Genomic DNA, 14,844 nt, shown 5'->3' with positions numbered 1-14,844 from the left:
CTGGGACAGAGAGACCAGCCGAACGCGAAGCGTCTCCCTCAGTCTGATGGGTCCGTGCGGGGTTGTCTGTAGGTATTTTGGGGGACACGCGTCGGCGCCCCATGAGGCAGGATCGGAGGATGCGAATGCGTCGCGGCACCAATCTTCCGCGGATGGGCGACTTCAACCAGTCGGTCATCCTCGAGGCGATCCGGCGCTCCGACGACGGGCTGAGTCGGATCGAGCTCGCCACGGCGACCGGCCTGTCGGCGCAGACCGTCACGAACATCACCCGCCGACTGCTCGACGAAGGGTTCATCCGCGAGGCCGGGCGCACGATCAACGGTCCGGGCAAGCCGAGGGTGACGCTGCGCCTCGTCCCGGAGAGCCGCTTCTCGGTCGGGGTGCACCTCGACCCCGCCGTCATGACCATCGTCGTCCTCGATCTCGCCGGCGCCGTGGTGCGTCGCACGAGCATGCGCGCGCCGAAGAAGGAGCCGCGAGGCATCGTCGAGGCGATGGCGAGCGCGATCGACGGTCTGATCGACGACGCCGCGATCGATCGGTCGCGTGTCGCGGGCATCGGGGTCGCGGCGCCCGGGCCCCTCGACCCCGAACGGGGCACCGTCATCGACCCGCCGAAGCTGCAGGGGTGGCATCGAGTGCCGCTCCGCTCGGTGCTGGCCGAGGCGACCGGCCTGCCCGTCACGCTGGAGAAGGACACCACGGCGGCGGCCGTCGGAGAGCTGTGGACGCGGCACGACGCATCCGACGACTCGTTCGTGTTCGTCTATCTGGGAACCGGTCTGGGGGCCGCCCTGGCGCGCGACGGCGAGGCGGTGCCGGGCAGTACGCAGAACTTCGGCGAGATCGGCCACATCGTGGTCGATCCCGACGGCCCGGCCTGCCCGTGCGGTTCGCGGGGGTGCGTGGAGGTGCTGTGCACGCCGCAGGCGATCGTCGAGCAGGCCGAGCGCTCGGGCGTGCTCCCCGATGACCGCGAGGCCAGCGACGTCGAGGCCGTGGAGGAGCGCTTCACGCTGCTCTGCCGGCGGGCGGCCGCAGGCGAGGCGGCGGCCGTGGGCGTGGTGCGGCAGGCCGCGGCGCACACGGCTCGGCTGACCGCCGTGCTCACGAATCTGCTCGACGTCGACCGCGTGGTCTTCGGAGGACCGTTCTGGAGCCGTCTGGCCGACGTGTACCTGCGGGAGATCCCCGAGCGGCTCGATCGTCTGAGCGCGACCAGAGCGGTCCGGGGGCTCCCCGTCTCGGGAACGGTGGTCGGCGACGACGGGGGCGCGGTGGGTGCGGGCTGCGTGGTTCTCGACTCGGTGCTCACGCCGCGGACGGCGGATCTCCTCCTCGATCAGTGACACCGCGTCCCGTCGTCGGAACCCTCGACAGGGTAAGTCCAATCGATGTACTATCTGGGCTCACCCATCGATCGGACCCCGCATGCACGACGACTCCGCGCTCGTCGAAGCGCGCATCCGGCGCTTCGTGCGCGAGCGGCTGCATCCGGCGGTCTACGCGGTGACGGAGCCCCTGCAGCTCGGCGCCTGGCTGGTGCCGGGTGAACCTGTTCCCTTCGCCGAGGCGGTCGCGCAGAGGTTCGAGCCGTTCGCCGTCGGCACCGCCTGGGGGCGGGCGTGGAGCACCCTGTGGGTGCACGTCACAGGGGTCGTGCCGCGCGTCGACGAGGGGCGGCGCGCGGAGCTGATCTTCGACCTGGGCTTCAGCGATGCGGAGCCGGGCTTCCAGGCCGAGGGCACGGTGTACCGCGCGGACGGCTCGATCGTCAAGGCGGTCGAGCCGCGCAACGCCTACGTCCCGCTCGAGGGCGCGCCCGGAGACCCGATCGACCTGTACCTGGAGGCGGCGGCGAACCCCGATCTCGCCGACGGCTTCCGCGACTTCCGGCCGACGCCGCGAGGCGAATGGGAGACGGCAGGCGAAGACCTGCTGTACACCTTCCGTCAGGCCGACATCGGCATCCTCGACCTCACCGTCTGGGAGCTTCTGCAGGACGTCTCCGTGCTGCACGGGCTTCTGACCGAGCTGCCGCCGACGTCTCCGCGTCGCGCCGAGATCCTCCGTGCGCTGGAGCGGATGATCGACGCCACCGATCCCGACGACGTCGCCGGCACCGCCGCCGACGCGCGCGCCGTGCTGGGGGAGGTGATGGCGCGGCCGGCATCCGCCTCGGCTCATCGGCTGCACGCGGTGGGTCACGCGCACATCGATTCGGCGTGGCTGTGGCCGGTGCGCGAGACGCAGCGGAAGGTCGCCCGCACGTTCTCGAACGTGCTTTCATTGCAGCAGGAGGATCCGGATGTCGCGTTCGCCGCTTCGTCGGCGCAGCAGTACGCCTGGATGAAGCGGTTCCAGCCGGAGCTCTACGAGCGAATGCGGGCGGCGATCGCCGACGGCCGCTTCGTGCCCGCCGGTGGCATGTGGGTCGAGTCCGACACCAACATGCCCGGCGGCGAGGCGCTGGCCCGGCAGTTCGTGCGCGGCAAGAGGTTCTTCCTCGAGGAGTTCGGCGTGGAGCCGCTCGACGTCTGGCTGCCCGACTCGTTCGGCTACTCCGCAGCCCTCCCGCAGATCGCTCGGGCGGCGGGATCCCGATGGATGCTGACCCAGAAGATGTCGTGGAACGAGACGAACGTCATGCCCCACCACACCTTCCTGTGGGAGGGCATCGACGGCAGCCGCATCTTCACGCACTTCCCGCCGGTCGACACGTACAACGCCCGGCTGTCGGCCGAGGAGGTGGCCCGCGCGGAGCGGCAGTACGCCGAGAAGGGGGCGGCGAACACGTCGCTCGTCCCGTTCGGCTACGGCGACGGCGGCGGAGGGCCGAACCGCGAGATGGTCGCCGCCGCACGGCGCCTCCGATCACTCGAGGGTTCGGCGACGGTCACCCTCTCGACGCCGGCCCGCTTCTTCGAGGCGGCCGAAGCCGAGTACCCGTCTCCTCCGGTGTGGTCGGGAGAGATGTACCTCGAGTTCCACCGCGGCACGTACACCTCGCAGGCCCGCACGAAGCGCGGCAACCGTCGCAGCGAGCACGCGCTGCGGGAGGCGGAGTTCTGGGCCACCGCGGCGGCACTGCGCGGCGCGCCCTATCCGTATGACGAGCTGGACGCCGCGTGGGAGACCGTGCTGCTGCAGCAGTTCCACGACATCCTCCCCGGCAGCTCGATCGGCTGGGTGCACCGCGAGGCCGAACGACGCTACGCCGAGGTGCTCGCCTCGGCCGAGCGCATCATCGCCGAGGCACTCGCGCTGGTGGCGGGCTCCGGAGACGCCGAGCTCGTCGCCGACGCCGGACCCTATGCCCAGGAGGGAGGGACGGCGATGGGGATCGCCGTCGTGCAGGAGCCCACGGCCGCGGCGTCGATCACGCAGACGCCGGCCGGTTTCGTGCTCGAGAACGAGCACCTCACGGTGACGATCGACCGGGCGGGGCTGGTGACCTCTCTCGTCGCCCGCGCGACCGGGAGGAACGCGATCGCAGCGGGGGAGCGGGGGAACCTCCTCCAGCTGCACCGCGACACGCCGACGCGATGGGATGCGTGGGACATCGACGAGCACTACCGGCGTCACGTGACCGACGTGACGCAGGTCGAGTCGATCGATGTCGTCCCGCATCCGTCGGCGGCGATCGTCTGCGTGGTCCGTGAGCTGGGGGGCACACGGATCACGCAGACCCTGTCGCTCGCTCCGCAGGCGCGGGCGCTCGACATCGAGACCACGGTCGACTGGCACGAGCGGCAGAAGCTGCTGAAGCTCGCCTTCCCGCTCGACGTGCACACCGACCGCGCGACCTCGGAGATCCAGTTCGGGCACGTGCATCGTCCGACGCACGCGAACACCTCGTGGGATGCGGCGCGGTTCGAAACGGTCGCCCACCGCTGGCTGCACGTCGGCGAGCCCGGCTTCGGCGTCGCCATCGCGAACGACTCGACCTACGGGCACGACGTCGCGCGCGCGTCGCGCTCCGGCGGCGGCACCGTGACGGTCGCGCGGCTCTCGCTGCTGCGCGCGCCGCTCTTCCCCGATCCCGAGGCGGACCAGGGCGAGCACACCTTCCGGGTGAGTGTGCGGCCCGACGCCACGATCGCGGATGCCGTGCGCGAGGGCTATCGCCTCAACCTGCCTGCGCGACGCATGTCGGGAGCGGGTCCGGTGGCCCCGTTGCTGAGCGTCTCGTCGGATGCCGTGGTCGTCGAGGCCGTGAAGGCGGCGGAGGACCGCAGCGATGATGTCATCGTGCGACTGTACGAGGCGCACGGCGGGAGGGCGGCGGCGCGGCTGACCACGGCTTTCGGCTTCGAAGCGGTGAGCGAGACCGACCTGCTCGAACGGGAGGTCGACCGATCGGCCGTCCGCGCGGTCGACGGGACCGACGTCGACCTCGAGCTGCGTGCCTTCCAGCTCGTCACGCTCCGCTTCCGCGCGCCCCGCCTCGAGGTCGCCGGCGGCTGATCCCGACGATCGCGGCCCTCAGCCCGAGAAGCGCCCCCAGGGGATGCCTCGCCGCAACGGCCTGCGCAGGGGGCGCTGCGTGCGCTCCCACGCCGAGACGCGCGGTTCCTCGGCGACGGCATCGGCCGACTCGCGTGCGTACGCGTCGCCGATCACGGCGATGAGCGCGGCCAGCTCCTCCTCGGTCGCGGCACCGCGGCTGATCTCGAGCATCACCGGAGGCGCCTCTTCCGCAGCGGCCCCCGGTGGCGTCTCGTGGTCGCTCACAGGGGGATGTTCCCGTGCTTCTTCGGCGGCAGCTCGGCGCGCTTGCCGCGCAGGGCGCGCAGGGCCTTCGCGATCGACACCCGTGTGGTCGCGGGCTCGATGATGCCGTCGAGCTCTCCGCGCTCCGCGGCCAGGAAGGGCGATGCGACGTTGTAGGTGTACTCGTTCGCGAGACGGGTGCGGACGGCTGCGACGTCTTCGCCGGCCTCCTCGGCCTTGCGGATCTCGCCGCGGTAGAGGATGTTGACCGCTCCCTGACCGCCCATCACCGCGATCTCGGCGGTCGGCCAGGCGAGGTTCACGTCGGCGCCGAGCTGCTTGGAGCCCATCACGATGTAGGCGCCGCCGTAGGCCTTGCGGAGGATCACGGTGACCAGGGGCACCGTCGCCTCGGCGTAGGCGTACAGGAGCTTGGCGCCGCGACGGATGACGCCGGTCCACTCCTGATCGGTGCCCGGCAAGTAGCCCGGCACGTCGACGAGGGTCACGATCGGGAGCGAGAACGCGTCGCAGAAGCGCACGAACCGGCTCGCCTTCTCCCCGGCCTCGATGTTGAGCGTTCCCGCCATCTGCGACGGCTGGTTGGCGATGATGCCGACCGAGCGGCCCTCCACGCGTCCGAAGCCGATCACGATGTTCGGTGCGAACAGCGGCTGCACCTCGAGGAAGTCGCCCTTCGCCTGCCCTGAGCCCGTCGAAGGGTCGACGACGTGCTCGATGACGGACTTGATGTCGTAGGGCTGGTTCGCCGAGTCCGGGATGATCGTGTTGAGGGTGCGGTCGGCATCCGTCGTCTCGAACTCGAACGCCGTCTCGTACGACGGCACCTCCGCCATGTTGTTGTCGGGCAGGAAGCCGAGCAGCGTGCGCGCGTAGTCGATGGCGTCGTCTTCGTCGTCGGCCAGATAGTGCGCAACGCCCGAGCGCGTGTTGTGGGTGTAGGCCCCGCCGAGCTCCTCCATCCCGACGTCCTCGCCGGTCACGGTCTTGATGACGTCGGGGCCGGTCACGAACATCTGGCTCGTCTTGTCGACCATGATGACGAAGTCGGTGAGCGCGGGGGAGTACACCGCTCCACCGGCCGCAGGGCCCATGATGATCGAGATCTGGGGAATGACGCCCGATGCCCGCGTGTTGAGGCGGAAGATCTCGCCGTACTTGCCGAGGGCGACGACGCCCTCCTGGATGCGGGCGCCGCCCGAGTCGAGGATGCCGATGCAGGGCATGCCGCCGGCGAGGGCGAACTCCATGATCTTCACGATCTTCTCCCCGGCGACCTCGCCGAGCGACCCTCCGAAGGTCGAGAAGTCCTGCGAGTAGACCGCGACCGTGCGCCCGTGGATCGTCCCGACGCCGGTGACGACGGAGTCGCCGTACGGGCGGGACCGGTCCATGCCGAACGCCGTCGTGCGATGACGCACGTACTCGTCGAACTCCACGAAGCTGCCCGGGTCGACGAGAAGCTCGATGCGCTCACGGGCGGTCATTTTGCCCTTCGCGTGCTGCTTCTCCTTCGCTTTCGCCTCGGCGTCGACGACGGCCTCGGTGTAGCGGGCGCGCAGGTCCGCGATCTTGCCGGCGGTGGTAAAGAGGTCGGGCTTGTCCGTCACGGATTCCACCCTAGCGTCGGGTCGCGTCCGCCCGTTGGATGCTCGGCACAACGAGGCCGCCGATCCTTTGGCGATGCTCTGAGCGTCGTGGCGGATGAACCATTCGGCGCCCGCGCCCGTCTCTCCTTCCGACCGGACTCGCCGAGCCCGGCGATGAGCAACTGGAGAAGAACCATGAAGCGCACGATTGCCCTCGCCCTCAGCACCGTCTCGCTCGCCGCAGGCGCCGTCGTCCTCGGAGCCGTGCCGGCCCAGGCGGCCCCGGACTGCCGTGCCGGAGCCGTCTGCTACGTGCTCGACGGGACGGTCCTTGCGGAGGTCGGCCCGGGTGTGCGTCCGGGCACCGCGTTCGACCAGGTCGTGAACAACTCGACGTCGACGATCCGCATCGCCTGGTCGGGCTTCGGCGAGAGCAGCTTCATCCCCGGCTACACCACGTCGAAGGCGTCGAACGACGTCGTGCGCCCCGGCGCCGTCCACGACCTGGGCGATGACACCGCGACGACGGTGTCGGCCGTTCGCGTGATCCGTTGAGCCCGTTCGGCCGGGGCGGTGGTCGCCGTCCCGGCCGGCCGCGCCGCCGCCGTCAGCCTTCGCGCTGCGCGGAGTCGATTCCCGAGATGTCGTGTCCGCCGAGCTCGCCCGGCGCATCGGGCCGCTCGAGCTCGTCCGCGGGGTGTCCGCGGCGAAGGGTCGCATCGCCGATCCGGCGTCCGGCCCAGCCGACACCGCGTGCCGCGGTCCCGGCCGCACCGGCCAGCGCGTTCCCGGCGTAGCGCGCGCCGCGCAGCATCCGCAGTTCGAGCTTCTCGGCGCCCTCCACGGGTTCCAACTCGATCGGCAGATCGATCGGCGCCGCCCCGAAGGCCCTGTGCGACGTGGTCAGCACGCGCCGGCCGAGGATGTGGTTGCCCGCTCCGCCGATCGCGGCCCCGATGCCGAACGGCAGCGCCTTGCCGATGACCGATGCGCCGCCCTTCGCGGCGAACTGCCGCACGAACATGCTCTTGAGCCGGTCGACGAGTGGGCCGACGGCGGCACGGGGCAACGACTTGGTCACGAGCTCGCCCCAGTACGACGAGCGGCTGCCGCCGCGTCCGGCCAGCTGCCCCGCGAGCTGCCCGACGAGATCGACGCCCTCCTTGCCCAGCATCAGCGTCATCACGAGGGCGCGGGCGCGATCGGGATTGGCGACGGCGATGCCGTGGACCTCGGCGACCGATTGCGCGAAGAGCGCCGTCGACTCGACGAAACCCACCGTCTCGACGCCCGACAGCGCCAGGGTGACGCCGGTTCCGATGCCCGGGACGACGGCCGTCGCGCCCACGGCGGCACCACCGGTGGTCACGGCCGCGAGGTACCGCCTCTCGAGGATCCGGATGATCTCGGCCGGAGTGGCCTGCGGGTTGCGCAGGCGGATGCTGCGGATGTGCGCGAGCACGAGCGGACGCTGGATCGACAGCACCCGGTCGAGTCCGCGCACCATCATCGGGTGCTCGCTGGAACCGACCGGCGGCACGCCCTTGTCCCAGGGGGAGTCGTCCGGGAGGGAGTGGATCTTGTGCACCTTGGGGGCCATGACCCCGATCCTACGAAGCCCGTCCTCGAAAAACCCGAGAAGCCCGGGCCCTTGACGGGTCCGGGCTTCTCGTGGTGGGCGGATCAGACGAAGAGGTTCGCCCGCTCGAGGTCTTCGGCGAAATCGATCTCCACCGCGTAGAGATCGGAGACGTCCATCGGCTCGAGCAGCAGGCCGTCTTCTGCGATCGCCAGCTCGAGGCCGCGCTCGAAGTAGTCCTGGTCGTCGACGCGCTGCAGCTGGCGCATGAACGCCTTCTTGTTCGCCGCGGAGATGTAGTTGATGCCGACGGCTTCGCCGAGACCCCCCTTGACGGTCTTGGAGAGCTCGTGGATGAACCCCTCGGCCGTGACGGTGTACTTGACCTCTTCGTCGCTGACCTTGGAGGTGTTGACGGTGACGAACGACTGATCGCGCTCGATGAACGATGCGGCGCGGCCCAGGATCATGGGGTCGAACACGACGTCGCCGTTCATCCACAGCACGCCGCTCTTGCCGGTCGCGGCGAGAGCGCGCAGCAGGCTCTTCGAGGTGTTGGTCTCGTCGTAGCGCTCGTTGTGGACGTAGTTGGCGGTGGGGAAGGCATCGATGATGGTCTCGGCGCGGTAGCCCACCACCGTGGTGATGCGCGCGTCGGAACCGAAGGCGGCTCGGATGTTGTCGTGCTGCTGGCGCATGATCGTGCGGCCGTCGCTCAGCTCGGTCAGCGGCTTCGGCAGGGCGCGGCCGAGGCGAGAGCCCATGCCGGCTGCGAGAATGACGGTTTGAAGAGTCACGAGTGCTCCTAAGGAAGTTGTGTTCACGGTCGGTTCACCGACCAGACACCTCATCGTGCCGGGATTCATGCTATCGACTCCGCCTGGGAAGCCCCGGTGATCGCATGCCCCGTTGCCATTTCGTGACCGACTACACACTCAACACACAGGGTAGCGATCGGCCTGCCGGTCGACGAGAGATCAGGAGAGCACTCGCGAATGTTTCGCCCCGCCCTTGGCAGACCGCGACCCATTGATACCGTAGGACGGTGACTTCCTCCCCTGACGACCGCACCGACCAGGTGGACGATTCCGAGACCGCGCGCGACACGACGGGAGCGCCCCGTCCTTCTGCGAAGAAGGCCGCGGCTCCGCGCGCCGCGACGAAGAAGGCGCCGGCGAAGCGCCCTGCCGCCGCGAAGAAGACGGCGCCGAAGAAGACGGCCACGAGCGCTGCGGCGGCGGCCCCGACCGGCGAAGTGGTGATCGAGCCCGCATCCGCACTGGTGATCGATCCCCACGAGGCAGCCGCCGCGGGGATCGCCCCGGCGCGGTCGACGGCGGCTCGCGAAGCGGCCGCGAAGAATTCCGCGGCGCGGACGGGGGCTCCCTCTACGAAGAAGAAGACCGCGTCGGCGGCACGCGCCGCTGCCGCGAGATCGACGGCCTCGAAGCCTGCGGCCTCGGGACGCGCGGCGACGCCGGCGGTCACGGCAGCGGCCGCCAAGGCGGCGACAGGCAAGTCCGCCACCGCGGGGTCGACGACCGCGCGAACGGCGGCCGCCAAGTCGGCGGCCGCGAAGTCGGCGGCCGCGAAGTCGGCGGCCGCGAAGAGCACCGCCCGTGCCGCCACCGCGCGGACGACCTCGGCCAAGGCCGCGGCAGCGAAGTCCGCGGCGGCGAAGTCGGCCGCGGCGAAGGCCGCTGCGGCGCAGGCTGCCGAAGCCGAGCGGGCCGCTGCGGAGGACCCGATGGTCGAGGCGCCGGTCGATGCCGTCGTCGAGGCGCCGATCGACGAGGAACGCCCGCCGATCGAGGAGCCGGTGGTCGAGGAGCCGGTCGCTGAGGAGCCGGTCGCTGAGGAGCCGGTCGCTGAGGAGCCGGTCGCTGAGGAGCCGGTGGTCGAGGAGCCGGTGATCGACGAGCCCGTCGCCGCCGACCCGGCGCCTGCCGCGCCGGCGCCCGCCGAGCCTGTGCTCGTCGTCCCGGGGGAGAGCGCGCCCGACGCCGCCGATGCCGCGCCGACCGGCGACGAGCGAGGCGGAGCCTCGGCGTCCGAGGCGATCAGCATCCGTGGTCTGGTCAAGCAGTTCGGCGACAACCGCGCGGTCGACGGGATCGATCTGACCGTTCCCGCGGGCTCGTTCTACGGCATCGTCGGACCCAACGGCGCCGGCAAGACCACGACCCTCTCGATCGTCGCCGGACTGCTGCGTCCCGACGAGGGCAGCGTCACCATCTGCGGGATCGATCAATCGCGGAAGCCCTTGGCGGCCAAGCGCGTGATGGGAGTGCTGCCCGATCGGCTGCGCACGTTCGACCGGCTCACGGGACGTCAGCTGCTCTACTACTACGGCCTGCTGCGCGGCCTCGCCTCCGACGTCATCGAGAAGCGCGCCGCCGACCTCGCCCGGGCCTTCGACCTCGCCGACGCGCTCAGCCGGGTCGTCTCCGACTACTCGGCCGGCATGACGAAGAAGATCATGCTCGCCGGGGCGATGATCCACTCGCCGCGCGTGCTCGTGCTCGACGAGCCGTTCGAAGCGGTCGACCCGGTGTCGTCGGCGGTGATCCTCGACATCCTTCGCGCCTACGTCGCCCACGGCGGCACGGTGATCCTCTCCAGCCACGGCATGGACCTCGTCGAGCGGGTGTGCTCGCGCGTGGCCATCATCGTCGGCGGCGAAGTGCTCGCCGAAGGCACCATCGACGAGGTGCGGGCGGGGCAGTCCCTCGAGGCGCGATTCGTCGAGCTCGCCGGTTCGAGCGGCGAGGTGGAGGGGCTCGAATGGCTGCACACGTTCTCCGACTGAGGTTCGCGCTGCTGATCGGATCGCTGCGCGGCGAACGCCGGGGGCGCACCATCGTGATGTTCTGCGCGGTGGTCGCCGTCACGGCTGCGGTGTGCGTCGCGGTGCTGAGCCTGGGCGACGCTCCCGTCGCCGTCGCGCGCGCCGTCACCGTTCTCGGCGGAGCGGCCCTGCTCCTGGGCTTCTTCGTCGGTCCCATCCTCGTCGGGGCGGTCGACCAGCTCGACCCGCGTCGATTCGCGGTCTTCGGAGTCGACGAACGACGGATGCCGTGGGTGCTCGCCCTCGCCGCCCTCGTGAGCATGCCGAGTCTGGCCCTCCTCGCCGTCCACGTCTGCGTGTGCATCGTCGCCGTCCGGCTCGGGACCCCGTGGCCGCTGGCCGTCGGGCTGACGGTCGTCGGCGTGGTCACGACCATGCTGACGGCGCGGGTGGGCATGGCCATCAACGCCCTGCTGCTGCCCGAGCGTCGCTCGCGCGAGCTGACGGCGCTCTTCGCCCTCGCCATCATCGTGATCGCCTTTCCCGTCGCGGTCTTCTTCGCCTCGTTGCGCTGGGACGGACAGGTGCCCGCATCCCTGGCGGCGCTGACCACGACGTTCGGCTTCACGCCGCTCGCCGCCGCACCGGGCGCCCTCTTCGCCCTCGCGGCCGGGTCGACCGATGCCGCGTGGGTCGGCGGGATCGTCGCGGTGGTGACGATGCTGGCGGTGGGAGCGGCGTGGGCGTGGCTGGTGCGCCGGCTCCTCACCACCACCGAACGTCCGGTCGCCGCCCGGGAGCGCACCGGGCTCGGATGGTTCGGCCTTCTCCCGTCGAACGCCTTCGGCGCGATCGCGGCTCGCAGTCTCGTCTACTGGCTGCGCGATCGTCGCTACATCATGAACGTCATCGTCGTCCCCGTCGCCGGAGTCCTCACGGTGCTGCCGCTGCTCGTGGCGGGGGTGCCGCTCGAGATCGCGGTGCTCATCCCCGTGCCGCTGATGGCGCTCTTCTTCGGATGGCTGCCGCACAACGACGTCGCCTACGACTCGACGGCGCTGTGGACGCATGTGGCCAGCGGCGTGCGGGGTCTTCCCGACCGGTTCGGCCGACTGATCCCGGTGCTCCTGGTGTCCGTGCCCGTGCTGGCGGTGTCGGTGCCGCTGACGCTCCTGATGATCGGGGACTGGCGGCTGCTGATGCCGCTGACCGGACTCGCCGCGAGTCTGCTCTTCTCGGCGCTCGGAATCTCGAGCATCGTGTCGGTGGTGGCGCCCTACGCGGTGTCGCGTCCGGGAGACAGCCCGTTCCAGCAGCCGCAGCGGCCGGCATCCCGGGGCATCTACGGCCCCGCCGTCGCCTTCCTGGGGGCGATCGTGTGCAGCGCGCCGACGATCTGGTTGTTCGCCGCGTCGATCATCGACGGGAACGCCTTCGCGCCGATCGCCTTCTGGGTGGGCGTGCTCTCGGGTCTCGTCGTGCTCGCGCTCGGGGCGGCCCTGGGCGGACGCATCTTCGAGCGCAGCGGTGAGCGGCTGATGGAGTTCGTCGAGACGGCATGACGACCGCCCGTCGGCGCGGCGACGCGGCTAGACTCGCGGGATGAGTACTCCGCTGGACAGCCCCGATCAGGGCGGCGTGGCAACGCTTGATCGCGAACTGGAAGAGCTCCTCCGCGAGGAGAATCTCGAACCGGGCGACCATGAGCGCTTCTCGCATTACGTCAAGAAGGACAAGATCCTCGAGTCGGCGATCACCGGGAAGCCGGTGCGAGCCCTGTGCGGCAAGAAGTGGACCCCGGGTCGCGACCCGGAGAAGTTCCCGATCTGCCCCACGTGCAAGGAGATCTACGAGTCGATGGTCGGCTGACGACTCACCGCGCCTCGACGAAGACCGTCGGGATCGCCGGGTCCGACTTGCTGAGCGCGAGCGCCCGCACCGGGAGCTCCTCGCGCACCCTCAGGTGGTGAGCGCGCGCGGATGCCGTGCCCTCGGGACCCTCGAAGGCGCTGTCGATGTCGCCGGCCTCGACGAGGGTCACCTGCAGCGGCCGCCCGTCAGCATGCTCTTCCGGTGTGTCGAGCTCTTCGAACCCGTCCGACACGACCACGGTCTCCGCGGTGGCGACGCCGTCGGCGAGGGTGCGGAACGCGGCCTTGCGACCGCCCTGCGACGCCTTGTCGGCGGAGGCCTTCGCGACGCCGACCCAGCCGCCCGCGGCATCCTGACGGGCGACCAGCTTGTAGACCATGCTCGCGGTGGGGTAGCCGGATCCCGTCACCACCGACGTGCCGACGCCGTAGGCGTCGACGGGGGATGCCGCGAGGGCGGCGATGGCGTACTCGTCGAGGTCGCTGGTGACCGTGATCCGGGTCGACGTCGCGCCGAGCTCGTCGAGCTGGGCGCGCACCTCGGCCGCGACGATGGGCAGATCGCCCGAGTCGATGCGCACACCGCCGAGCCCCGTGCCCGCCACCCGGATGGCCGTCTCGACGCCCTGGCGGATGTCGTAGGTGTCGACCAGCAGCGTCGTGTCGGTGCCCATGCTCTCGACCTGCGCGCGGAACGCGTCTTCCTCGGAGTCGTGGAGCAGTGTCCACGAATGCGCCGCGGTGCCCATCGTGGGGATGCCCCAGCTGCGACCGGCCTCGAGATTGCTCGTCGCGCCGAACCCCGCGATGTACGCCGCGCGGGCCGCGGCCACGGCCGACCGCTCGGCGGCGCGCCGTGAACCCATCTCGGCCAGGGGGCGCTCGCCGGCGGCGAGGCTCATGCGCGCCGCGGCCGTCGCCACCGCCGAGTCGTGGTTGAGCACGCTCAGAGCGAGGGTCTCGAGGACGACGGCATCGGCGAACGACCCTTCGACGGTGAGGATCGGGGAGCCGGGGAAATACAGCTCTCCCTCCCGATAGCCGCGGATGGAGCCCGTGAAGCGGTACTCCTCGAGATGCTTCAACGAGGCGGCGTCGACGACCTGCTCGTCGCGGAGGAACCGCAGCTCGTCGTCGCCGAAGCGGAACTCGCGCAGCAGCGAGAGCAGGCGCCCCGTGCCGGCGACGACCCCGAAGCGTCGTCCGCCGGAGAGCCGCCGGGAGAACAGCTCGAAGACGCTCGGACGGAAGGCCGTGCCGTCGCGCAGCGAGGCCGCCAGCATCGTGAGTTCGTAGCGATCCGTGAGCAGCGCCGTCGACGAGGTCATGCGGTTCAGCTTAGTGAGGCGTTTGCCGACGCCGGCGGTGCCCGCACCCCGTGGGTCGCGCGGCACGGGCGGATACGTCGCGGGTAGGCTGGGGAGTCATGAACGACGCGCCGATCGGCATCTTCGACTCCGGAGTCGGCGGGCTCACGGTGGCCAGGGCCATCCGCGCCCAGCTGCCCCGCGAGTCGTTCGTGTACATCGGCGACACGGCTCACTCGCCGTACGGCCCGAAGCCCATCGCCGATGTCCGGCGCTACGCGCTCGAGGTGCTCGACACCCTCGTCGATCAGGGCGTGAAGATGCTCGTCATCGCCTGCAACACGGCATCCGCGGCCATGCTGCGCGATGCGCGCGAGCGCTATGACATCCCCGTGGTGGAGGTGATCGGCCCCGCGGTGCGCCGCGCCGTATCGACGACCCGCAACGGCCGCGTCGGCGTCATCGGCACGGTGGGCACCATCGGGTCGCGGGCCTACCAGGACATGCTCGAGGTGAACGAGCGGCTGCGGGTGTTCACCGCGGCGTGCCCGCGCTTCGTCGAGTTCGTCGAGGCGGGAATCACCGGCACCCCCGAGGTCCTCGCCGTCGCCGAGGAGTACCTCGCGCCCCTGAGAGACGCGGATGTCGACACGCTGGTTCTGGGCTGCACCCACTACCCCTTCCTTCGGGGCGCGATCAGCTACGTGATGGGCGAGGGGGTGACGCTCGTGTCGAGCGACGACGAGACGGCCGGCGACGTCTACCGCCAGCTCGTCCGCGGCGGCCTGCTCGCCTCGCCCGACGCCATCGCCTCGTACGTGTACGAGGCCACCGGCGCCTCCGCCGACGAGTTCACCGCCCTCGCCAACCGACTCATGGGCCGCGAGGTCCGCGACGTCCAGCTCGTGCAGACCGGCGTCATCGCCCTCCCCGAGACCGTCTCCGAGTCGCGCTGACGCGACTCGCCCGCCCC

At 70.7% G+C, this 14,844-nt stretch carries 12 protein-coding genes; 7 read left to right on the top strand and 5 right to left on the bottom strand.

Going from position 1 to position 14,844, the window contains the following annotated elements; genetic code table 11:
• Positions 1–152 precede the first annotated feature (152 nt).
• Complete coding sequence (locus AB3M90_RS15370) at positions 153–1,352, top strand: ROK family transcriptional regulator (protein ID WP_412953880.1); 1,200 nt, start codon at positions 153–155, stop codon at positions 1,350–1,352.
• An 82-nt stretch (positions 1,353–1,434) separates the two neighbouring features.
• On the top strand, positions 1,435–4,470 hold the full coding sequence (locus tag AB3M90_RS15365) for an alpha-mannosidase (RefSeq protein WP_412953576.1): 3,036 nt from the start codon (positions 1,435–1,437) through the stop codon (positions 4,468–4,470).
• 18 nt (positions 4,471–4,488) lie between these two features.
• Here AB3M90_RS15365 and AB3M90_RS15360 read toward each other — a convergent pair whose 3' ends face one another.
• Both AB3M90_RS15360 and AB3M90_RS15355 read right to left on the bottom strand, forming a co-directional pair.
• Positions 4,489–4,737 (bottom strand): acyl-CoA carboxylase subunit epsilon, encoded by a 249-nt coding sequence (locus AB3M90_RS15360; RefSeq protein ID WP_412953574.1) that lies wholly within the window; start codon positions 4,735–4,737, stop codon positions 4,489–4,491.
• A complete protein-coding gene (locus tag AB3M90_RS15355) occupies positions 4,734–6,347 on the bottom strand; it encodes an acyl-CoA carboxylase subunit beta (RefSeq protein WP_412953572.1) in 1,614 nt (537 codons plus the stop codon). Before AB3M90_RS15355 ends, AB3M90_RS15360 begins: the two co-directional genes overlap by 4 nt.
• Before the next feature lie 174 nt (positions 6,348–6,521).
• Between AB3M90_RS15355 and AB3M90_RS15350 the strand changes: the two genes are divergently transcribed.
• Positions 6,522–6,881 carry a hypothetical protein gene (locus AB3M90_RS15350; RefSeq protein WP_412953570.1) on the top strand — a complete coding sequence of 120 codons (360 nt, stop codon included), beginning with the start codon at positions 6,522–6,524 and terminating at the stop codon, positions 6,879–6,881.
• Positions 6,882–6,933: 52 nt separating this feature from the next.
• Here AB3M90_RS15350 and AB3M90_RS15345 read toward each other — a convergent pair whose 3' ends face one another.
• Together AB3M90_RS15345 and AB3M90_RS15340 are read right to left on the bottom strand one after the other, a co-directional pair.
• Positions 6,934–7,926, bottom strand: coding sequence for a hypothetical protein (locus AB3M90_RS15345; protein ID WP_412953568.1), 993 nt, complete (start codon positions 7,924–7,926; stop codon positions 6,934–6,936).
• A gap of 83 nt (positions 7,927–8,009) precedes the next feature.
• A complete protein-coding gene (locus AB3M90_RS15340; RefSeq protein ID WP_412953565.1) occupies positions 8,010–8,702 on the bottom strand; it encodes a phosphocholine cytidylyltransferase family protein in 693 nt (230 codons plus the stop codon).
• A gap of 248 nt (positions 8,703–8,950) precedes the next feature.
• Between AB3M90_RS15340 and AB3M90_RS15335 the strand changes: the two genes are divergently transcribed.
• Genes AB3M90_RS15335 through AB3M90_RS15325 form a run of 3 tightly spaced genes read left to right on the top strand, consistent with a single transcriptional unit; the run spans position 8,951 to position 12,562 of the window.
• On the top strand, positions 8,951–10,714 hold the full coding sequence (locus AB3M90_RS15335; RefSeq protein WP_412953563.1) for an ABC transporter ATP-binding protein: 1,764 nt from the start codon (positions 8,951–8,953) through the stop codon (positions 10,712–10,714).
• Positions 10,690–12,255 (top strand): hypothetical protein, encoded by a 1,566-nt coding sequence (locus AB3M90_RS15330; protein WP_412953561.1) that lies wholly within the window; start codon positions 10,690–10,692, stop codon positions 12,253–12,255. Before AB3M90_RS15335 ends, AB3M90_RS15330 begins: the two co-directional genes overlap by 25 nt.
• A gap of 40 nt (positions 12,256–12,295) precedes the next feature.
• Positions 12,296–12,562 carry a DUF3039 domain-containing protein gene (locus AB3M90_RS15325; protein ID WP_028503536.1) on the top strand — a complete coding sequence of 89 codons (267 nt, stop codon included), beginning with the start codon at positions 12,296–12,298 and terminating at the stop codon, positions 12,560–12,562.
• 4 nt (positions 12,563–12,566) lie between these two features.
• On the opposite strand, the gene AB3M90_RS15320 is transcribed toward AB3M90_RS15325, so the two are convergent.
• Positions 12,567–13,892 carry a nicotinate phosphoribosyltransferase gene (locus AB3M90_RS15320; protein ID WP_412953557.1) on the bottom strand — a complete coding sequence of 442 codons (1,326 nt, stop codon included), beginning with the start codon at positions 13,890–13,892 and terminating at the stop codon, positions 12,567–12,569.
• 98 nt (positions 13,893–13,990) lie between these two features.
• Between AB3M90_RS15320 and murI the strand changes: the two genes are divergently transcribed.
• Entirely contained in the window at positions 13,991–14,827 is an 837-nt protein-coding gene (murI, locus tag AB3M90_RS15315) for a glutamate racemase (protein ID WP_412953554.1), read from the top strand.
• The last annotated feature ends 17 nt before the right edge of the window (positions 14,828–14,844 follow it).

This window comes from Microbacterium martis, from assembly GCF_047246685.1.
Lineage (GTDB): Bacteria > Actinomycetota > Actinomycetes > Actinomycetales > Microbacteriaceae > Microbacterium.
The sequence above is the reverse complement of the archived record's forward strand: the minus strand, read 5'-3'. Positions and strand labels throughout refer to the sequence as shown.